Annotated in this window: 19 protein-coding genes and 1 tRNA gene; 13 read left to right on the top strand and 7 right to left on the bottom strand. The window is 70.6% G+C overall.

Features of this window, described 5'->3' with window-relative positions:
- Positions 1-34 precede the first annotated feature (34 nt).
- Positions 35-469: an ATP-binding protein gene (locus EHS43_RS00870; protein WP_125188472.1), complete on the bottom strand. Its 435-nt coding sequence runs from the start codon at positions 467-469 to the stop codon at positions 35-37.
- Between the two features lie 230 nt (positions 470-699).
- Between EHS43_RS00870 and EHS43_RS00865 the strand changes: the two genes are divergently transcribed.
- The 9 genes from EHS43_RS00865 to EHS43_RS00825 all read left to right on the top strand — a co-directional run bounded on the left by EHS43_RS00865 (position 700) and on the right by EHS43_RS00825 (position 10,558).
- On the top strand, positions 700-1,506 hold the full coding sequence (locus tag EHS43_RS00865; protein ID WP_125188470.1) for a hypothetical protein: 807 nt from the start codon (positions 700-702) through the stop codon (positions 1,504-1,506).
- 155 nt (positions 1,507-1,661) lie between these two features.
- Positions 1,662-2,399, top strand: coding sequence for a YcnI family protein (locus EHS43_RS00860; protein ID WP_125188468.1), 738 nt, complete (start codon positions 1,662-1,664; stop codon positions 2,397-2,399).
- A 79-nt stretch (positions 2,400-2,478) separates the two neighbouring features.
- Entirely contained in the window at positions 2,479-3,138 is a 660-nt protein-coding gene (locus tag EHS43_RS00855; protein WP_125188466.1) for an SCO family protein, read from the top strand.
- A complete protein-coding gene (locus EHS43_RS00850; protein ID WP_125188465.1) occupies positions 3,135-3,587 on the top strand; it encodes a copper chaperone PCu(A)C in 453 nt (150 codons plus the stop codon). Before EHS43_RS00855 ends, EHS43_RS00850 begins: the two co-directional genes overlap by 4 nt.
- A 13-nt stretch (positions 3,588-3,600) precedes the next feature.
- On the top strand, positions 3,601-5,598 hold the full coding sequence (locus EHS43_RS00845; protein WP_125188463.1) for a copper resistance CopC/CopD family protein: 1,998 nt from the start codon (positions 3,601-3,603) through the stop codon (positions 5,596-5,598).
- Between the two features lie 8 nt (positions 5,599-5,606).
- Positions 5,607-6,884 carry an iron uptake transporter deferrochelatase/peroxidase subunit gene (gene efeB / locus EHS43_RS00840; RefSeq protein WP_125188461.1) on the top strand — a complete coding sequence of 426 codons (1,278 nt, stop codon included), beginning with the start codon at positions 5,607-5,609 and terminating at the stop codon, positions 6,882-6,884.
- Positions 6,885-7,014: 130 nt separating this feature from the next.
- Positions 7,015-7,947, top strand: a complete 933-nt coding sequence (gene pheA / locus EHS43_RS00835; protein WP_125188459.1) for a prephenate dehydratase — start codon at positions 7,015-7,017, stop codon at positions 7,945-7,947.
- A gap of 533 nt (positions 7,948-8,480) precedes the next feature.
- Complete coding sequence (gene serS / locus EHS43_RS00830) at positions 8,481-9,758, top strand: serine--tRNA ligase (protein ID WP_125188457.1); 1,278 nt, start codon at positions 8,481-8,483, stop codon at positions 9,756-9,758.
- Complete coding sequence (locus tag EHS43_RS00825) at positions 9,755-10,558, top strand: HAD family hydrolase (RefSeq protein ID WP_125188455.1); 804 nt, start codon at positions 9,755-9,757, stop codon at positions 10,556-10,558. The genes serS and EHS43_RS00825 overlap by 4 nt, the downstream gene beginning before the upstream one ends.
- A gap of 158 nt (positions 10,559-10,716) precedes the next feature.
- Here EHS43_RS00825 and EHS43_RS46175 read toward each other — a convergent pair.
- The 6 genes from EHS43_RS46175 to EHS43_RS00800 form a co-directional block, all read right to left on the bottom strand.
- A tRNA-OTHER gene (locus tag EHS43_RS46175) sits at positions 10,717-10,820 on the bottom strand.
- A gap of 266 nt (positions 10,821-11,086) precedes the next feature.
- Complete coding sequence (locus EHS43_RS00820; RefSeq protein ID WP_125188453.1) at positions 11,087-11,284, bottom strand: hypothetical protein; 198 nt, start codon at positions 11,282-11,284, stop codon at positions 11,087-11,089.
- Between the two features lie 97 nt (positions 11,285-11,381).
- Positions 11,382-12,101: an ABC transporter permease gene (locus EHS43_RS00815; protein ID WP_125188451.1), complete on the bottom strand. Its 720-nt coding sequence runs from the start codon at positions 12,099-12,101 to the stop codon at positions 11,382-11,384.
- A 10-nt stretch (positions 12,102-12,111) separates the two neighbouring features.
- On the bottom strand, positions 12,112-13,023 hold the full coding sequence (locus tag EHS43_RS00810; protein ID WP_125188449.1) for an ABC transporter ATP-binding protein: 912 nt from the start codon (positions 13,021-13,023) through the stop codon (positions 12,112-12,114).
- The gene (locus EHS43_RS00805) at positions 13,020-13,928 is read right to left on the bottom strand and encodes an ABC transporter permease subunit (protein WP_125188447.1); all 909 of its coding nucleotides are present in this window, start codon (positions 13,926-13,928) and stop codon (positions 13,020-13,022) included. The genes EHS43_RS00810 and EHS43_RS00805 overlap by 4 nt, the downstream gene beginning before the upstream one ends.
- The gene (locus tag EHS43_RS00800) at positions 13,918-14,883 is read right to left on the bottom strand and encodes an ABC transporter ATP-binding protein (protein WP_125188482.1); all 966 of its coding nucleotides are present in this window, start codon (positions 14,881-14,883) and stop codon (positions 13,918-13,920) included. Before EHS43_RS00800 ends, EHS43_RS00805 begins: the two co-directional genes overlap by 11 nt.
- Positions 14,884-15,130: 247 nt before the next feature.
- Here EHS43_RS00800 and EHS43_RS00795 point away from each other — a divergent pair, with 247 nt between their 5' ends.
- The 4 genes from EHS43_RS00795 to EHS43_RS00780 are packed head-to-tail and all read left to right on the top strand — an operon-like array spanning position 15,131 to position 19,528.
- Positions 15,131-15,973 carry a M24 family metallopeptidase gene (locus EHS43_RS00795; RefSeq protein ID WP_125188445.1) on the top strand — a complete coding sequence of 281 codons (843 nt, stop codon included), beginning with the start codon at positions 15,131-15,133 and terminating at the stop codon, positions 15,971-15,973.
- Positions 15,970-17,727: an SDR family oxidoreductase gene (locus EHS43_RS00790; protein ID WP_125188443.1), complete on the top strand. Its 1,758-nt coding sequence runs from the start codon at positions 15,970-15,972 to the stop codon at positions 17,725-17,727. The genes EHS43_RS00795 and EHS43_RS00790 overlap by 4 nt, the downstream gene beginning before the upstream one ends.
- Positions 17,724-18,593, top strand: a complete 870-nt coding sequence (locus tag EHS43_RS00785) for a metal-dependent hydrolase (RefSeq protein WP_125188441.1) — start codon at positions 17,724-17,726, stop codon at positions 18,591-18,593. The genes EHS43_RS00790 and EHS43_RS00785 overlap by 4 nt, the downstream gene beginning before the upstream one ends.
- Positions 18,590-19,528 carry a MerR family transcriptional regulator gene (locus EHS43_RS00780; RefSeq protein ID WP_125188439.1) on the top strand — a complete coding sequence of 313 codons (939 nt, stop codon included), beginning with the start codon at positions 18,590-18,592 and terminating at the stop codon, positions 19,526-19,528. Before EHS43_RS00785 ends, EHS43_RS00780 begins: the two co-directional genes overlap by 4 nt.
- Positions 19,529-19,583: the final 55 nt, after the last annotated feature.

The following is a 19,583-nucleotide window of genomic DNA, read 5'->3' as shown; positions in this document are numbered from 1 at the left end:
TGCAGACCGGAACCCCAGGAGTCATGACATCGGATCACACCGCCATCAGCGGTGCGCCCTCCCGCCACTTCAGGATCTTGTCGAAGCTCACCACGGCGCCGCGGCCCGGCTTGTTGCCGATCTGGACGTGGTCGGCGAGTTCCTGGATGAGACCGAGGCCGCGGCCGCTCTCCGCCTCGACGGGGGCGGGGCGGGGCCGCACGGACGCGAAGCCGGGGCCGGAGTCGGTGACCTCGATCCGGCACTTCTCGCCGTCGAGGTAGGCGGTGACCCGGTAGGCCGCCGTGGAGTCCTGCCGCTCCCCGCCGTGCTCCACCGCGTTGGCGCAGGCCTCGCTCAGGGCCAGGGAGAGGTCGTAGGAGACGTCCGGGTCGACGCCCGCGGTCTCCATGGTGCCGAGCAGCAGGCGCCGGGCGAGCGGCACGCTCGCAGCCTCGCGCCGCAGATGGAGAGACCACCAGATGCTCATGCTCCAGCCTCCTGGCCGCGGCTCGACATACCGTTACGTATTGCCGCCTACGCGCGTGCGTAAGCGCATTGTTGACGTGATGCCGCCCATATGGGCGATGCGCCGGGCGTAACGCGCGGTGTATGTGGGGCAGCTCGCCCCAGAAGTGACCTTCCGGGCGTACGCCCCGTACGTCATCTTGTGGACCTGCCGTGTGGCGCTCATGAGCCCAGTGCGATGATGAGCCCGCCATGACTGCCCCCCACACGCGCTCCGGAGGGGATCTCCGGGTTCTGCGGGCCGCGGTGTTCGCCGCGGTCTGCGTCGTGCTGGCCGCGGCCGGTCACTCCCTCGCCTCCTGCGCCACGGTTCCGTGGTGGACGCTGGGCGCGGGATTCGCCGGGACCGTTCTCGTCGTGGCACCCCTCGCCGGACGCGCCCGCTCACTCGCGGGCATCGCGACCCTGCTCGCGGTCGGACAGACCGTGCTGCACGTGCTGTTCGGGCTCGGGCAGCACGGTACGGCCACGATGACGATGTCGTCGATGCCGCCGGCGTCCGACACCGCTCTGGTCCGGCAGGCCGCGCGGCTGCTGTGCGGGACCACCGCCGCGGCGATCAGTCCGGCGCAGGCGCAGAAGATCCTCACCGACGCCCGGCTCTACCCCGGCACGGCGGGGGCGGCTCCGCAGCACACGGCGGACGCCATGACCGGTGCCTCAATCTGGCCGTCCCTGCCGATGATCCTCGGGCACGTCCTCGCGGCCGTCGCCGCCGGGTGGCTGCTGCGGCACGGGGACCTGGCGCTGCTACGGCTCGCCGAACTCTCCACGTCCTCGGCGCACTCGTTCGCGGAAGGGGCGCTCGTACGGTCCCTGCGCGGGGCGCTCGCGCTGGTGCGTGCCCTGCGCGCGGGGTTGCCGGGGGCGCCCGAGGCCGGACCGCGCATCCCCGTGGCGGCGTCGCTCGCGCCGCCCCGACCGCGTACCCGGGCACTCCAGCACACCGTGATCAGGCGCGGGCCGCCGGCCGCCGCCGGGCTCGTCCTCGCCGCCTGACACGACGCGACCACCGCTCCGCCTCCCGAGTTCCTGCGCTCCCGAGCCCTTGGACTTCCCCGGGATGTGAGAGGGGCCGCCGTCGTGCGGCACGCGCGTGTGCGCACGCGCATCCCTCGTCACAGGAATCCCTTTTCGAAGCGGAGTGCTCTTTCATGAAGGCTTCTCGTCTCGCCGCCACCGGTGCCGTCGCCGCCACCGCGGTCGTCGTCCTCTCCTCGCCCGCGTTCGCGCACGTCAGCGTGCAGGCCGAGGGCACCGCGGCCAAGGGCGGCTACGCGGTCGTGGACTTCAAGGTCCCCAACGAGCGCGACAACGCCTCCACCACCAAGCTCGAGGTCAACTTCCCGGCCGACCACCCGCTGGCCTCGGTCATGCCGGAGCCGATGCCGGGCTGGAAGATCGAGGTCACCAAGTCCAAGCTCGCCAAGCCGCTCGAACTGCACGGCGAGAAGATCGCCGAGGCCGTCTCCAAGGTCACCTGGACCGCCACCGGCAAGGACGGCGGCATCCAGCCGGGCTACTTCGAGAAGTTCCCGGTCTCCGTCGGTGCCCTGCCCGAGAACGCCGACGAACTGGTCTTCAAGGCGATCCAGACGTACTCCAACAACGAGGTCGTGCGCTGGATCGAGGTCCAGGAGGACGGCGCGGAGGAGCCCGAGACGCCGGCTCCCGTGCTGGCCCTGTCCGCGGCCTCCGAGGACGGCCACCACGGCTCCACGGCCGCAGAGGACGCGGACGACAAGACCGAGAACGCCGCCGCGACCACCGAGGCCTCCGACGGCGACAGCAGTGACACCACCGCCCGTGTGCTCGGGGTGGTCGGCATCGTCGTCGGCGCCCTGGGCGTGGCCTACGGCGTGCTCGCCGGCCGCCGGCGCAGCGACGCCTGACCCTGTACCCGCGGGACGCGCGCCGGGGTCCGTACGACCCCGGCGCGCACCGAAAAACTTACATCTGGGACATTTTGATATGCGCAAGAAGATGTTCGCCGCGGCCGCGCTGGTCGCCGCCGCCACCCTGACCCTCTCCGCCTGCGGCAGCGGTGACGACAGCGGCAGCTCGCCCGTGTCGGTGGTCTCGGAGGAGGCCGGATCGGACAAGGCGGCCACCGTCCTCGACCAGCCGTTCGAGAAGCCGGACATGGTCCTCACCGACACCAAGGGCCAGAAGTACGACCTCCGCAAGGAGACGAAGGACAGGCCGACGCTGGTCTACTTCGGCTACACCCACTGCCCCGACATCTGCCCGCTGACGATGAACAACATCGCCGTCGCGAAGAAGCAGCTCCCGAAGTCCGAGCAGGACAAGCTGACCGTCGTGTTCGTCACCACCGACCCGGCCCGCGACACCGCCCCCGAACTCGGCAAGTGGCTCAAGGGCATCGACACCAGCTTCGTGGGCCTGACCGGCGACTTCGCCACCATCCAGGCGAGCGCGCGCACCTTGGGCATCTCCATCGAGCCGACCCACAAGGACAAGAAGACCGGCAAGACCGTCTCGGTGCACGGCACCCAGGTCGTCGCGTTCTCCCCGAAGACCGACAAGGGGTACGTCCTCTACGGCGAGGACGCCACCGTGGACGACTACACCAAGGACCTGCCCAAGCTCATCAAGGGGCAGAACCCGTGAAACGGACCCGCACCGGGCTCGCCGTCCTGACGGGAACGGCCCTGCTGCTGGCCGGCTGTTCGGATTCCGGCGGCTCCCCGGGCGGTCTCACCGTCTCCGGCGCCTACATCCCGCAGCCCGTCTCCGCCGACATGGCCGCCGGGTTCCTGACCATCTCCAACTCCGGCTCCGCCGCGGACCAGCTGACCTCGGTCACCAGTGACGAGGGCGAGGTCACCCTGCACGAGACCACCGGCGGCGCGATGGAGCAGGTCTCCCGCCTGCCCGTCCCGGCCCACGGTCAACTCGTGTTCAAAAGCGGCGCCAACCATCTGATGTTCGACAAGCTGAAGCGCGCACCGAAGCAGGGTCAGACGGTCACCGTCGAACTCCACTTCGCCAAGTCCGACCCCGTCGTCGTGAAGATGCCGGTGAAGTCGGCGACGTACGTCCCGACGACCGGACACTGAGGGAGGGATCACCTTGACGCAGACCATCGCCCCCCGCGTCCGGACCCTGGTACTGCTGCTCCTGGCCGCCTGCGGCCTGCTGCTGACCACGGCCGGGCCGGCCTCCGCGCACGCCGCGCTCACCGGCAGCGACCCCCAGCAGGGGGTGGTGGTCGACAAGGCGCCCGACCAGGTCTCGCTGACCTTCTCCGAGAAGGTCGCCCTGTCGGACGGCTCCCTGCGGGTCCTCGACCCCAAGGGCAAGGCCGTCCAGCAGGGCAAGCCGTTCGAGGCCGGCGGCACGACCTACGGCGTGAAACTCCACAGCGGCCTGCCCGACGGCACCTACACCGTCACCTACCAGGTCGTCTCCGCCGACAGCCATCCCGTCGCCGGTGCCTTCACCTTCTCCGTCGGCGCCCCCTCGGTCACCTCCGTCTCCGTCTCCGGGGAGACCGCGGGCGGCGGGGTCGTCGGCTGGCTGTACGGCTTCGGGCGGTACATGTCGTACGCCGGTTTCATCGTCCTGGTCGGCGGCGCCGCCTTCGTGCTCGGCTGCTGGCAGCGCGGCGCCGGAGTGCGGCCCGTGCAGCGGCTCGTCGTCGGCGGCTGGCTCACACTCACCTCGGCGACCCTGCTGCTGCTCCTGCTGCGCGGCTCCTACACGGGCTCCGGGAAGGTCGGCGACATCTTCGACCTGGACCTGCTGGGGAACGTGCTCCAGACCAAGTCGGGCGCCGCCCTCGTCTCCCGGCTGCTGCTGCTCGCGGCGGCGGCCCTGTTCATCTCCGTGCTCTTCGGTGCCTACGACAAGCGGGAGGACGAGGAGAAGCGCGACCTCACCTTCGGGCTCGCGATCGGCGGGACCGTCGTCGCGGCCGGGCTCGCGGCGAGCTGGGCCATGGCCGAGCACGCCTCGGTCGGCCTCCAGGCGGGCCTCGCGATGCCCGTCGACGTTGTCCACCTGCTGGCCGTCGCCACCTGGCTCGGCGGGCTGACCGCGCTGCTCGTCGCGCTGTACCGCTCGGACGCGCCGATCGAGTCGGCCGCCGTACGACGGTTCTCCCAGGTCGCCTTCGGCAGCGTGGTCGCGCTGGTCGCGACCGGCGTCTACCAGTCCTGGCGGCAGCTCGGCTCCTGGTCGGCGTTCACCGAGACCCGGTACGGGCAGCTGCTGCTGGTCAAGATCGGGCTGGTGGCGCTGCTGGTCGGCGTCGCGTACGTCTCGCGGCGGTGGACGGCCCAGCTGGCCGACACCGTCGTACGGCAGGGCAAGCGGGCACCGCGGAAGGAGCGGGTGGCCGCGAGCGCGTCCGGCACCGGGAAGGCGAAGAAGGGGGGCGCCGACGCCGGTGACGCCAAGGACTCCGGTGGTGCGAAGATTTCCGGTGCTCCCAAGGACGCCGGCGACGCCCAGGGCCCCGGCGGTGCGAAGGGTCCCGGTTCCCAGCGGGCCGCTCAGCTCGCCCGGCAGCAGGCCGCGATGGAGACCGCGCGGCAGAAGCGGACACGGGACGCCGATCCGAACCGCTTCGGGCTGCGCCGCTCGGTGCTGGCCGAGGCCGGGATCGCCATCGTCCTGCTGGCGGTCACGACCGTGCTGACACAGACCGAGCCCGGCCGTACGGAACTGGACGCCAAGGCGGCCGGCGCGGCCTCCTCCTCGGCCCCCGACGCGTCCGGCTCCTCCGGGGCGCTGACCCTGGACATGTCCTTCGACACCGGCGGCACGGACGGCAAGGGCGTCGTGACGGTCGACTTCGACCCCGCGCGCGTGGGCGGCAACGAGATGCACGTCTACGTCCAGCGGCCCAACGGCCGGGCCTTCGACATCCCCGAGGTGAAGGTCGCCCTCACCCTGGAGGCCAAGAAGATCGGGCCGCTCGCCGTCACCCCCGACCGCATCGCCACGGGCCACTGGTCGGCGAGCAACGTGCAGATCCCCATGGCGGGCGACTGGAAGGTCGCCGTGACCGTGCGGACCTCCGACATCGACCAGACGACCGTCTCCAAGAACGCGCAGATCGGCTGAACCGCACCATGCCTGAACAGTCCCTTCCCGTCGTCGACGAAGGCGCATCCGCGGCAGCGGGTCCCGCCGCGGGGCGGGGCGTCTCACGCCGTGCCCTGCTCGGCACCGCCGGCGCCACCGGGCTCGTCCTCGGAGCGGCCGGCGGAGCCGTGGGCTACGCCGCGGCACCCGCCGCGGCGACTCCGCTGACCTCGGTCGGCAGCGACCGGGCGATGTTTCACGGGAAACATCAGCCCGGCATCACCGAGGGCCTCCAGGCGCGCGGCCACCTCGTCGCCTTCGACCTGGCGGCGGGCGCCGGCCGCAAGGAGGCCGCCGCGCTGCTGCGCCGCTGGTCGCAGACGGCCGAGCGGCTGATGGCGGGGGAGCCCACCGGGTCCCACGACACGGATGTCGCCCGGGACGCCGGTCCTTCCTCGCTCACGCTGACCTTCGGCTTCGGACACAGCTTCTTCTCCCGCACCGGGCTGGAGAAGCAGCGTCCGGTCGCCCTCGACCCGCTCCCCGACTTCTCCTCCGACCAGCTCGACAGGGCCCGCAGCAACGGCGACCTGTGGGTGCAGATCGGCGCCGACGACGCTCTGGTCGCCTTCCACGCCCTGCGCGCGCTCCAGAAGGACGCGGGCGGCGCGGCGAAGGTGCGCTGGCAGATGAACGGCTTCAACCGCACGCCGGGGGCCACGGCCCACCCCATGACGGCCCGCAACCTCATGGGCCAGCTGGACGGTACCCGCAATCCCAAGCCGGGCGAGCCCGACTTCGACGAGCGGATCTTCGTCCCGTCCTCCGCCACGCCCGCGTGGATGGCGAACGGCTCCTACGCGGTCGTACGACGGATCCGGATGCTGCTGGACGACTGGGAGAAGCTGTCCCTGACGACCCAGGAGGCCGTCATCGGGCGCCGCAAGGCGAACGGCGCGGCCCTCTCGGGGGGCACCGAGACGACCCCGATGGACCTGGAGAAGACGGACGCCAAGGGCGATCTGCTCGTCCCGGTCAACGCGCACGCCCGGATCACCCGGCCCGACCAGAACGGGGGCGCGGCCATCCTGCGGCGCCCGTTCTCGTACCACGACGGCATCGACGCGGACGGGACCCCGGATGCGGGGCTGCTGTTCGTCTGCTGGCAGGCGGACCCGGTGCGCGGCTTCGTACCGCTCCAGCGCAAGCTCGACCGCGGGGACGCGCTCTCGCAGTACATCCGGCACGAGTCGAGCGGACTGTTCGCGGTACCGGGCGGCGCGGCGCGGGGGGAGTACGTGGGGCAGGCGCTGCTGGAGGGGTGAGCGTCCGGCCCGCGGGGGCAGGGGGTCACGCGAACGCCGGAAACAGCCCCCGGTCACGCCGTTTCACTCAGCGGAGGGGCCCTGGCGAGACAAGTGCGTCCCGTTCCGCAAGGGCCATTAGGGTGAGGTCATGCCAGCGAGCTATGCGTATCTCGGCCCCGAGGGCACCTTCACCGAAGTCGCGCTGCGAACGCTTCCCGAGGCGGCGACCCGGGAGCTGATCCCGTACGTGTCGGTGCAGTCCGCCCTGGACGCGGTGCGCGCGGGCGAGGCCGAGGCGGCTTTCGTGCCGATCGAGAACTCCGTCGAGGGCGGCATCACCACCACCCTCGACGAGCTGGTCGCGGGCGCCCCGCTGATGATCTACCGCGAGGTGCTGCTGTCGATCACCTTCGCGCTGCTGGTCAGGCCGGGCACCCGGCTCACGGACATCAAGACGGTCTCCGCGCACCCGGCCGCCCAGCCGCAGGTGCGCAACTGGCTGAAGAACAACCTCCCGGACGTCCACTGGGAGTCGGCCGCCTCGAACGCGGACGCGGCCCGGCTGGTCCAGGAGGGCCAGTACGACGCGGCCTTCGCCGGCGAGTTCGCGGCCGCCCGGTACGGCCTCCAGGCACTGGAGACCGGGATCCACGACGCCGAGAACGCGCAGACGCGGTTCGTGCTGGTCGGCCGCCCGGCCCGGCCCGCCGCACCGAGCGGCGCCGACAAGACCTCCGTGGTGCTGTGGCAGCGTGACGACCACCCGGGCGGACTGCGCGACCTGCTCGGCGAGTTCGCCACCCGCGGTATCAACCTGATGCTGCTGCAGTCCCGGCCCACGGGGGCGGGCATCGGCAACTACTGCTTCTGCATCGACGCCGAGGGCCACATCACCGACCGCCGGGTGGCGGAGGCGCTGATGGGGCTGAAGCGGATCTGCCGGGAGGTGCGTTTCCTGGGTTCGTACCCGCGCGCGGACAAGGACCCCGCGGATCTTCGCTCGCCGCTGGCCGGCACCTCGGACGAGGAGTTCATGGCGGCCTCGGACTGGGTGGCCCGCTGCCAGGACGGTCGCTTCTAGCACCGGTCCTACCTGCAGATTTTAGTTATCCACAGGAGTTATCCACAGGTCCGCTTCTCGACCTGGGGACAAGTCGACAACAAAGGGTGACCCTGTCGACAAATCGTCCCTCAGAGTCCATCGGTGTCCACACGCGCGCACATCACCCTTCGTCCACTGTTTTCCTTTAGGCAATCCTTTGGGGCGACCACTTTCCACTCGAAAGTAGGGGTAAAAGCAGGTTTGCGACGGGAATCCTCCGTGTGATCCACGGGTTTCGGAGTGATCAATTCCGAAATCCACAGATCATCCGCACACCCTGTGGATAACTTCCCGAGGGGTGTGGATTCCTGTGGACAACCGCACGCCAAGTGCCGCCCTCCACAAGGGAGTCGAGTCAACCCGGCTCCTCGGCCCTGCTTCGTCCCGGGGACCCGGCGCGCCTTTCCTTGACACCCTCCGCAATTCACCCATAACGGTACGTAAGGCATGATTCGGTGCGTCGAGGAATAGTGAGTCGTGTGGCGTATCCCCGCACCGGTAGCCTTGACCGCGTGATTGACCTTCGCCTGCTCCGTGAGGACCCCGACCGAGTGCGCGCGTCCCAGCGCGCCCGTGGAGAGGACGTCGCCCTCGTCGACGCCCTCCTGTCTGCCGACGAGCGGCGCAGGTCGTCCGGCGTCCGCTTCGACGAGCTGCGTTCCGAGCAGAAGGCGCTCGGCAAGCTCATCCCCAAGGCCACTCCGGAGGAGCGCGCCGAGCTGCTCCAGAAGGCGGAGCAGCTCAAGTCCGACGTCAAGGCCGCCGAGGCCGCTCAGAACGACGCGGACGAGGAGACCAAGCGCCTGTCGCTCCAGCTCGGCAACCTCGTCCACCCCGACGTCCCCGTCGGCGGCGAGGAGGACTTCGTCGTCCTGGAGACGCACGGCACGATCCGCGACTTCGGCGCCGAGGGCTTCGAGCCCAAGGACCACCTGGAGCTCGGCGAGGCCCTGGGCGCCATCGACGTCGAGCGCGGCGCCAAGGTGTCCGGCTCGCGCTTCTACTACCTGACCGGCGTCGGCGCGCTCCTGGAGCTCGCGCTCGTCAACGCGGCGATCGCACAGGCCACCGAGGCGGGCTTCACGCCGATGCTCACGCCCGCGCTGGTCCGCCCGCGCGCCATGGAGGGCACCGGCTTCCTCGGCCAGGCCGCGGAGAACGTCTACCACCTGGAGAAGGACGACTACTACCTGGTCGGCACCTCCGAGGTCCCGCTCGCCGCGTACCACATGGACGAGATCGTCGACGCCGACCAGCTGCCGCTGCGCTACGCCGGCTTCTCGCCGTGCTTCCGCCGCGAGGCCGGCACCTACGGCAAGGACACCCGGGGCATCTTCCGCGTGCACCAGTTCGACAAGGTCGAGATGTTCTCCTACGTCGCCCCGGAGGACGCGGAGAACGAGCACAAGCGGCTCCTGGACTGGGAGAAGCAGTGGCTGACCGGCCTCGAACTGCCCTTCCAGGTCATCGACGTGGCCTCGGGCGACCTCGGTGCCTCCGCCTCCCGCAAGTACGACTGCGAGGCGTGGATCCCGACCCAGGGCAAGTACCGCGAGCTGACCTCGGCCTCCAACTGCGACAGCTTCCAGGCCCGCCGCCTGTCGGTCCGCATGCGGGACGGCAAGAAGGTCCAGCCGCTGGCGACGCTCAACGGCACGCTGTGCGCCGTACCGCGGACCATCGTGGCCATCCTGGAGAACCACCAGCTGGCCGACGGCTCGGTGCGGGTGCCCGAGGTGCTGCGCCCGTATCTGGGCGGCCGGGAGCTGCTGGAGCCGGTCGCCAAGTGAGCCAGGCCCTTCCGTACCGGCTGATCGCGACCGACCTCGACGGGACGCTCCTGCGTTCCGACCAGTCGATCTCGCAGCGCACCCGCGACGCGCTCGCCGCGGCCACCGCGGCGGGCGCCGCCCACATCGTGGTGACCGGACGCGGAGTGCGGTGGACCCGGCACATCCTCGACGACCTCGGCTACGACGGTCTCGCGGTCTGCGCGCAGGGCGCACAGGTGTACCACGCGGGCGAGCACCGGCTGCTGACCTCGGTGACGCTGGACCGGCAGCTGGCCGGTGTGGCCCTCGCGAAGATCGAGGCGGAGGTCGGTCCGCTGTACCTGGCGGCGAGCCGCGACGGCCTCGACGGCGACGTGCTGACCGGTCCGGGGTACGCGGTGACGGGTGCGCTGCCGTCCCTGCCATTCACCGACGCGTCGGACCTGTGGGCCGCTCCGCTGAACAAGATCTACATACAGCATCCGGACCTGTCGGACGATCAGCTGGCCGAGGCGGCCCAGCAGGCCGCGGGCGGCTTCGTCACGGTCGCGCTGTCGGGCGAGGGCATCGTGGAACTGCTCCCGCTGGGGCTGTCGAAGGCGACCGGTCTGTCCCTGGCGGCCCGCCGCCTGGGCCTGAAGGCCGCGGACACGATCGCCTTCGGCGACATGCCCAACGACATCCCGATGTTCGCCTGGGCGTCCTACGGGGTGGCGATGGCGGACGCCCACGCGGAGCTGAAGGCGGTGGCCGACGAGGTGACGACCTCCAACGAGGAGGACGGCATCGCGGTGGTGCTGGAACGGTTGCTGGGCTGACGGCCACGGTGCGTCCGGCCGGGCGGCCGGAGGCTCGTCGTACGGCAGCAGCGCGTGCACCGGTCCCACCGGGGCGTGGCCTTCCGACCCGAGCTGATCGAGCCCTTTTGACGTACTCCGGCCGAGAAGGCCGGCCGAGTCCCAGTGACAACGTCTCGCGGAGGATGCACGGATCGAACGTGCGCGGGCTTTTCGGACCCGACCACGGCCGCAATGGAGAAAAACACTGCGAGCCGGTGCCTTACCACTCGGCCAATCCTCCGGGTGGGCGGCCTCACGCGAGAGCGACATCGCGTGCTCGAAGCGGCCGCCCCGGGCTTCCCGCGGTGAACTCGACGGTGGCGTAACTACACCGGAGTCCTCCGCGGGCCGCCCCGAAGGGAGCTGGACGGACTGTCGTGCAGGGACATCGTCCGGCTCCTCTCCCGGATCGCGGCGCCGGACCGTCGTCCGGCGCTGTGGACACAACCACTGTGCCGGGAGGACGAGTTGGGCGCCACCGATTAAATACGGCCGGGTGTTCGAAACCTATCCGCGCCGCCACCGCCGCCGGCGCTTGCTGAAGAACCACCCGGCCGGTGGTTCGTCCGAGCGCCAGGGCTGCGGTTCGGGCTGCTCCTCGCGCCAGCGCGCGGCCAGCATCCGGGCGCGGGCAGACGGCTCGGTCGTCCCGGCGGACCGTATGAAGTCCTCGTCCAGCACGAGGTCGTCCCAGTCGTCTGCCATGTCCCCGTCCTTTCGGCTCGCAGCCGGACATTCCCCTTTGTCCAGTGTGGCCGGACAACGGTGAAGTCCCTGTCAGTAAGCGGGACGTGAGGGGCGCTTACTCCTCGCCCGCCAGCGTCAGCGACCGCAGCTTCTGCCCCGCGTACCAGGTCGCGAGGACGGTCACCACGACCAGCAGCACCGTGGCCGTCGGCAGGCTCACGTCCGAGGTGACCAGGTCCCCGCCCGCGACCTTGTGGGCCACGGCCAGCGACCACTGCTGGACGCTCAGGGTCTTCGCCCCGGAGACCAGGGAGCCGAACAGGGCCTCCCAGACCAGCGCGTAGACGAGCCCGAAGACCACCGCGTGCCGGGACACCGTGCCCAGCAGCAGGAACAGCGCCGCGTAGGCGATCGACGAGACCAGTGCGGCCACCGTGTAGGCGACGGCGATCTGCTGGCCGTTGCCGTTGAGGATGAATCCCGCGATCAGAGTCGGCAGGGCGGAGAACACCATCGTGACGGCGATCGCCACGATCAGCTTGGTGAAGATGATCGTCGGCCGCTTGACCGGCTTCGACAGCAGGTACACCACCGAGCCGTCGTCGATCTCCGGGCCGATCGCGCCGGTTCCCGCGATGACACCGATGATGGGCACCATCGTGGCGAGCGCGAGCCCGCCCAGCAGGTCGGAGGCGGTCTGATCGTCGGCGCCGACCAGACCGCGCACGATCACGGAGATCAGGATCAGCAGCGCCGGCAGGGCGCCCAGGATGAGGGCCCGGCGGCGGCCGAGCAGGGCCCGGTAGGTGAGTCGGGCGACTGTGGGGTCGTACATCTTCGGCCTCCTACGCCGCGACGAGATACGAGAAGACGGACTCGAGCGACTCGTCGGACGGCGAGACCGTGAGCAGCCGGATGCCGTGGTCGCGCGCGACCTTGGGCAGCAACGCGGTGAAGCGGCCGAAGTCGACGGCCTGGATGCGCAGCGCGCCCTCCGTCAGGTCGACTTCGATGCCGGACGTCGACGGGTCGGCGATCAGCGCGGCCGCGAGCGCGCGGTCGTCGCTGGAGCGCACCAGGTAGCGGTGCGGGCGGTCCGTCATCAGACGGCGGATCCTGCGGAAGTCACCGCTGGCCGCGTGCCGGCCGGCCACGACCACCTCGATGTGCCAGGCGAGCTGCTCGACCTCTTCGAGGATGTGCGAGGAGAACAGCACGGTACGGCCCTCGTCGCCCATGCGGCGCAGCAGGTCCATGAGCTGCATGCGCTGGCGCGGGTCCATGCCGTTGAACGGCTCGTCGAGCAGGAGCAGCGAGGGGTCGTGGACCAGCGCGGACGCCATCTTCACGCGCTGGCGCATGCCCTTGGAGTACGTGGAGATCTTGCGGTCCTGCGCGTACTCCATCTCGACGGTGGCCAGCGCCTTCTGGGCGGCCTTGGCACCGAGACCGTGCAACTCGGCGTTGGCGACGACGAATTCACGTCCGGTGAGGAAGTCGTACATCGCCTCGCGCTCGGGCACGATGCCGATGTGCCGGTAGATCCCCTCGTTGCGCCACACCTGCTGTCCGTCGAGGGTGACGGTGCCGGTGGAGGGGGCGAGGAAGCCGCCCATCATGTTGATGAGGGTGGACTTTCCGGCGCCGTTGGGGCCGAGGAGGCCGGTGACACCGGGGCCGATCGTCATGGTGATGTCGTTGACGGCGACCACGTTGCCGAACCAGCGGGAGACGTGGTCGATCTGGAGCGTGGTCACAGTCCCACCTTCTTGTAGCGGCGGATCAGGAGGCCGTAACTGGCGGCGATCAGGCCGAGGGTGAGCAGGACGTACACCACGCCCTGGCCGGTCGAGGGGCCGTGTCCGCCGGGCAGGGCCGCGGTCGCGCCCAGGAAGGCGGACTGCACGCCGTCGATCAGCGTGACCGGCGAGAACAGGCCGATCCACGGGATGGCGGACGTGCTGCCCTGGGCGTCGGCGATGGCCTGGAGGGTGGTGACGGCGCCGTAGGAGATGGTGAGGACGGCGATCACGGCCGCGATGCCGAAGCCGCGGCGCGGGGTCACCGACGCGATGACCAGGCCGATGCCGGCGAAGAGCAGCGAGAGCAGCGCCACGGAGACGAGTCCCTGCCCGAATCCCTCGGTCTGGTCGGCGAAGTCCAGCTTGGCCAGCAGCGCGCCCACGTAGAGCACGATCAGCGGGGCGGCGGTCAGGATGAACATCGCGGTGGCCAGGGCCGCGTACTTCGCGCGGACGTAGTCGGCGGTCTCGATGGGCCGCGAGAAGTACAGCGGCACGGTCTTGAAGCGCAGGTCGCGCGAGACGGACTGGGGGGCCTGCGAGGCGACGTACAGGCAGATCACGGACTGCATGATGATCGCGTAGCGGGTGTACTCGACCGGCAGGTCGTTCGCCTTGGTGGCGACGGCGACGGCCACCATGATGGCCGCCGGCACGCACATCACCGCGAACAGCAGCATCGGCAGCACCTTGGACTTGACCGAGCGGCCGAGGCCGTAGGCGCCGCGCAGGGACTGCGAGTAGAGCGAGCGGGTGGCGTAGGAACGGCCCAGACGGGGGCCGTCGTAGGCGCGGTAGCCGATGTTGTGGATGCGGGTCTGGTCGCCCGAGGGGGCGGTGACCGGGTGCTCAACTGCCATGGCCGACGGCCTCCTTCCGCTGCTCGTCGTCGTTCGTGAAGACTTCCGAGATGTGATGCCGGCGCTGCTCCATGCGGACCAGGCCGAGGCCGAGATCGGCGACGACGTCCCGCACGACGTCGTAGGTCTCCTCGCCCCGCGCGGTCAGCAGCAGGATGTGGCCGGCGCCCGGCAGACCGCTCTGGGAGTCGAGGACCTCCACCCCGCGCGCGTGGAGCGCCTCGCGCACCGCGCGGGTGCCGTCCGGGTGCTCGTCGCTGTCGGTGACCTCGACCGCGAGGGTGGTGGTGGTCTGGGTGAAGTCGGTGGTGGAGCTGGAGCGCAGCAGCTTGCCGCCGTCGATGACGACGACGTGGTCGCAGGTGCGCTCCAGCTCGCCCAGCAGGTGCGAGGTGACCAGGACCGAGATGCCGAAGTCGGTGTAGATGCGGCGGATCAGACCCAGCATGTCGTCGCGGCCGACCGGGTCGAGGCCGTTGGTCGGCTCGTCGAGGAAGACCAGCTGCGGGTCGTGCACCAGTGCCTGCGCCAGCTTCACGCGCTGCTTCATGCCGGTGGAGTAGCCGCCGATGGGGCGGTAGCGCTCCTCGTACAGACCGACATGGCGCAGGGTGTCCGCGGTGCGCTCGCGTGCGGCGGTGGGCGGCAGTCCGGACATGCGGGCCATGTGCACGACGAACTCGGTGGCCGAGACGTCGGGCGGCAGACAGTCGTGCTCCGGCATGTAACCGACCCGCTCGCGGATGGCGGCACCCTTGGTCGCGACGTCGAGCCCGAGCACTTCGGCACGGCCCTCGGTGGCGGGGGACAGACCCAGCAGGATCTTGATCATGGTGGACTTGCCGGCCCCGTTGGCTCCGACGAGTCCGGTAACACCGGGTCCGACGTCCAAGGAGAGCCGGTCAAGCGCGGTCACCCGGGGGAACCGCTTGCTCAGGCTTTCGGTCGCGATCACAGTCACGTCTCCGACAGTAGTGACGCGGACCACTCAGGTCGTCACCCCGCAGAGCTGGATCGGCATCAGACTCCAGACGTACGGGCACCTAGGGGTCACCCTGAGGTCCCACAACCGTGGCCGCGTTTTCCACATCGGCGGGTTTTTCCACAGTTCACGGGGTCCTCTTGACGCAGCCCCCCATGACTGTCACATTCGCCAGTGTCACGTTACGGACACGTACCGCGGTCGACGGGGACGAGGCGGCATGACGACAGCGACGAACAGCGGCACCTCCCCCGCGTTGCGGGGATTCCGGCAGGTCCAGCGGCTCGCGTACGACTGCGCTGAGGCGGTCGCGGCCCGTCTGGAACCCGGCGTGAGCGAACGGCAGGCCGCCCGGATGCAGCGCGAGTGGCTGCGCAGGCGGGGCGTCCGGGACTGGTTCCATCTGCCCTTCGCCTGGTTCGGGGACCGCACGGCGTTCACCGGCTTCCGCGTCCCGCTGCAGTTCTTCCCCACCGACCGCCGCCTGGAGCCCGGGATGCCGTTCATCCTGGACATGGCCCCGGTGTTCGGGGGCTGCACCGCGGACATCGGCTACTCCGGCTCGCTCGGCGTCAACCCCGTCCAGGACAGACTGATGGCCGACCTGGAGGCACACCGCGAGCTGATCCTGCGCGAGGTCCGCGAGCGACGGCCGCTGCGCGAGATCTACGAGGACGTCGACCGCCTCATGGTCCGCCAGGGCTACGCCAACCGGCACCGCGCCTACCCCTTCGGCGTGATCGCCCACAAGGTCGACCGGGTCCGGCAGCGGCGCTGGTCACCGCAGGTGTTCGGGTTCGGCGTCCAGTCCCTGAAGGGCCTCGCCGCCGACGCGCTGCACGGCCACCGGGAGGGCTGGTCGCCCCTGTGGTCGCCGTACCGCTTCTCGGACCACCCGCCGCGCCCCGGGCTGTGGGCGGTCGAGCCTCATCTCGGATTCCGGGGCACGGGAGCCAAGTTCGAGGAGATCCTGGTGGTCACCGATTCCCGGGACCCCGAAGAGAGCGCCTTCTGGCTGGACGACGATCTGCCGCACGTGCGGCGCTGGGCGGAGGAGAAGTGACCTTGCTCGAAGGTGCGCGCGAGCGCCGGGTACCCACCGGCGGCGTCGAACTGTCCGTGGCCGAACTGGGCGACCCGGCCCAGCCGACCGTGATCCTGGTGCACGGCTACCCGGACAGCAAGGAGGTCTGGTCCCAGGTCGCTCCACGCCTCGCCGACCGCTTCCACGTCGTCCTCTACGACGTCCGCGGCCACGGCCGCTCCACGGCACCCGTACCGCTGCGCGGAGGGTTCACCCTGGAGAAGCTCACGGACGACTTCCTGGCCGTCGCGGACGCCGTCAGCCCGGACCGGCCCGTGCACCTGGTCGGACACGACTGGGGCTCGGTGCAGTCGTGGGAGTTCGTCACCGTGCGGCGCACCGAGGGCCGCATCGCCTCCTTCACCTCGATGTCCGGGCCGTCCCTCGACCACTTCGGCCACTGGATCGCGGGCCGCCTCAAACGCCCCACCCCCCGCCGCGTCGGCCAGCTCCTCGGCCAGGGCGCCAGGTCCTGGTACGTGTACGCGCTGCACACCCCCGCCCTGCCCGAACTGGCCTGGCGCGGCCCGCTCGGCAAGCTCTGGCCGCGCGTGCTGGAGCGCGCCGAGAAGGTCCCCGCGGGCGGCTACCCGACCGCCTCGCTGCCCCGCGACGCGGCCCACGGCACCTGGCTGTACCGCGACAACGTCCGGCCCCGGCTGCGTCACCCGCGCACCGACGCGTACGCACACGCGCCCGTGCAGCTCATCACGCCCCAGGGGGACGCGTTCCTCTCGGAGAGTCTCTACGACGGCTTGGAGCAGTGGGCACCGCAGCTCACCCGGCGCACCCTCCCCGCCAAGCACTGGATCCCCCGCTCCCGGCCCGACCAGCTGTCGGCGTGGATCACGGAGTTCGTGACATCCGTCGAAGGCGGCCGGCCCGCTGTGCGGGCGACCGGGAAGTACGCCGACCGGTTCGGCGGACAGCTCGTCCTCGTCACCGGCGCGGGCAGCGGCATCGGACGGGCCACCGCGTTCGCCTTCGCCGAAGCCGGCGCGCGCGTGGTCGCCGTCGACCGGGACACCGAGGCCGCCGCCCGCACCGCAGAACTGTCCCGGCTGCTCGGCGCCCCCGAGGCCTGGGCGGAGACCGTCGACGTGAGTGACGAACAGGCCATGGAGAAACTCGCCGACAAGGTCGCCGCCGAGTACGGCGTCGTGGACGTCCTGGTCAACAACGCCGGCATCGGCCTCGGCGGCCCCTTCCTCGACACCACGACCGAAGACTGGAAGAAGGTCCTCGACGTCAACCTGTGGGGCGTCATCCACGGCTGCCGTCTCTTCGGCAGGCAGATGGCCGAGCGCGGACAGGGCGGCCACATCGTCAACACCGCCTCGGCGGCCGCCTACCAGCCCTCCAGGGCGCTGTCCGCCTACGGCACCTCCAAGGCCGCCGTCCTCATGCTCAGCGAGAGCCTGCGCGCGGAACTGGCGGGCCGCGGGATCGGCGTCTCGGCGATCTGCCCCGGCATCGTCAACACCAACATCACCTCCACCGCGCGCTTCGCGGGCGTCGACGCCGAAGAGGAGAAACGCCGCCAGAAACGTACGGCCCGCCTGTACCGGCTGCGCAACTATCCGCCCGAGAAGGTCGCCGACGCGATCCTGAGAGCGGTCGTGCGCAACCAGGCCGTCGTACCGGTCACTCCCGAGGCCCGCGGCGCGCTCGCCCTGGCCCGGTGGGCGCCGAAGGCACTGCGGGCGCTCGCACGGCTGGAGCCACCGCGGTGAGCCACGAGATCGCACCGCGCCGGGTGGCCTTCGACTGGTCCCGCACACCCCTGCACTGGATCCCGGACGAGCCCACCGCCACCCATGTCATCAACGTCCTGCACCTGCTGCTGCCGGCGGGGGAGCGCTGGTTCGTGAAGGTCTTCAAGGAGGGCCTGCCACTGATCACGGACCCCGAACTCCGCGCCGCCGTGAAGGGGTTCATGGGCCAGGAGGCCACCCACAGCGTCCAGCACACCCACGTGCTGGACCACCTGGCGGCCCAGCGCCTCGACACCGCCGCCTTCACCCGCTACGTCGACTTCCTCTTCGAGCGGCTGCTCGGCGAGCGCCCGCCGTTCAACGCGCCCGTTCCCGCGCGCGAGTGGCTGCGGTTCCGGCTGTCGGTCGTCGCCGCCGTCGAACAGTTCACGGCGGTGCTCGGCGACTGGGTTCTGGCCGCCGACGGCCTCGACCGGGCCGGCGCCGACGAGGTCATGCTCGACCTGCTGCGCTGGCACGGCGCAGAGGAGGTCGAACACCGCGCGGTCGCCTTCGACATGTACCAGCACTGCGGCGGCACCGGCACCCGCCGCTATGCGCGCCGGGTCGCAGGCATGGCGGTGACGGCCCCGGTGATGCTGTACCTGTGGGTATGGGGCACGGCCTACCTGATGCGACACGACCCACAGTCCGCCGGCCGGCTGCGCTACTCCCTCAAGGAACACGAGAAGGCCGTACGCAAGGGCCTGCTGCCCGCCTGGCGGGAGCTGGGCGCGGCCGTCCCGCGCTACCTCCGGCGGACCTACCACCCCTCGCGAGAAGGGTCGTTGAACCGGGCGGTGGAGTACCTGAAGCGGTCACCGGCGGCGAAGGCGGCCTCATGAGCGACGCCCCCGCCTACCGGATCGAGGACCTGGCCCACCTCAGCGGCGCCACCGTCCGCACCATCCGCGCCTACCAGGACCGCGGACTGCTCCCCCGTCCCGAGCGCCGCGGCCGCGCCAACATCTACACCGACAGCCACCTCGCCCGGCTGCGGCAGATCTCCGACCTGCTCGACCGCGGCTACGGCCTGTCCTCCATCAAGGAGTTGCTGGAGGCCTACGACTCCGGCCGCGGCCTCGGCGGGATCCTCGGGCTGGTCGCCGAGGTCGACGGCCCGTGGACCGACGAGGAGGCCGGCCGGATCTCCCGCGCCGAACTCGACGCGCGTTTCGGCGGCATCCCCGACGAGGCCGCGGTCACCGAGGCGGTGGAGCTCGGTGTGCTGGAGCCGGTGCCCGGGGACGAGGACTCCTTCCTCGTCCCCAGCCCCCAAGAGCTCGCGGTGGCCGTCGAGTTGCACGCCGCAGGGGTTCCGCTGTCCGCGATCTCGGGCCACCTGCGGGAGTTGAGGGGCCAGGTCGAGCACATCGCCTCGCGTTTCCTGGAGTTCACCACCGAGCACGTCTTCGCCCGCTACCTGCGAGGAGCGCACCAGCCGAGCGAGGCCGACGCCGCCGAAGCGGCCTCACTCGTACGACGGCTGCGGCCCCTCGCGCAACAGACCGTGGACGCCGAACTCGCGCGCGCGATGCGACTGTTGGCGGTACGGCAGCTGCGTCAGCACCTCGCTTCGGCTGAGCAGCCCGAAGGGCGGTCGGAGTCACGTTCCGTGGCCGTGCCCGAGGAGACGATGCGGGCGGTGGCGGGACTTGTTGGGGAAGAGCGGGTGGCGGAGTTCTTCGTGCTGGCGGCTGAACGGGAGGTGCAAGCAAGGAAGTTGGATGCGCTCACGTCAAGTGGACCACCCCCCGTCAATCTTGACGAACGGGGCTGACATGACAGGGAGTTGTCCACAGAAACGCCAAGTAGCCTGTGGATAACTACAGTTG

Origin of the sequence: Streptomyces sp. RP5T, assembly GCF_003933965.1 — a bacterium.
GTDB lineage: Bacteria > Actinomycetota > Actinomycetes > Streptomycetales > Streptomycetaceae > Streptomyces.
The sequence above is the reverse complement of the archived record's forward strand: the minus strand, read 5'-3'. Positions and strand labels throughout refer to the sequence as shown.

Bases quoted from the DNA above. Each gene is read 5' to 3' on its own strand.
- EHS43_RS00870 (WP_125188472.1), bottom strand. From the start codon at position 469: ATGAGCATCTGGTGGTCTCTCCATCTGCGGCGCGAGGCTGCGAGCGTG.
- EHS43_RS00865 (WP_125188470.1), top strand. From the start codon at position 700: ATGACTGCCCCCCACACGCGCTCCGGAGGGGATCTCCGGGTTCTGCGG.
- EHS43_RS00860 (WP_125188468.1), top strand. From the start codon at position 1,662: ATGAAGGCTTCTCGTCTCGCCGCCACCGGTGCCGTCGCCGCCACCGCG.
- EHS43_RS00855 (WP_125188466.1), top strand. From the start codon at position 2,479: ATGCGCAAGAAGATGTTCGCCGCGGCCGCGCTGGTCGCCGCCGCCACC.
- efeB (WP_125188461.1), top strand. From the start codon at position 5,607: ATGCCTGAACAGTCCCTTCCCGTCGTCGACGAAGGCGCATCCGCGGCA.
- pheA (WP_125188459.1), top strand. From the start codon at position 7,015: ATGCCAGCGAGCTATGCGTATCTCGGCCCCGAGGGCACCTTCACCGAA.
- EHS43_RS00820 (WP_125188453.1), bottom strand. From the start codon at position 11,284: ATGGCAGACGACTGGGACGACCTCGTGCTGGACGAGGACTTCATACGG.
- EHS43_RS00815 (WP_125188451.1), bottom strand. From the start codon at position 12,101: ATGTACGACCCCACAGTCGCCCGACTCACCTACCGGGCCCTGCTCGGC.
- EHS43_RS00805 (WP_125188447.1), bottom strand. From the start codon at position 13,928: ATGGCAGTTGAGCACCCGGTCACCGCCCCCTCGGGCGACCAGACCCGC.
- EHS43_RS00795 (WP_125188445.1), top strand. From the start codon at position 15,131: ATGACGACAGCGACGAACAGCGGCACCTCCCCCGCGTTGCGGGGATTC.
- EHS43_RS00780 (WP_125188439.1), top strand. From the start codon at position 18,590: ATGAGCGACGCCCCCGCCTACCGGATCGAGGACCTGGCCCACCTCAGC.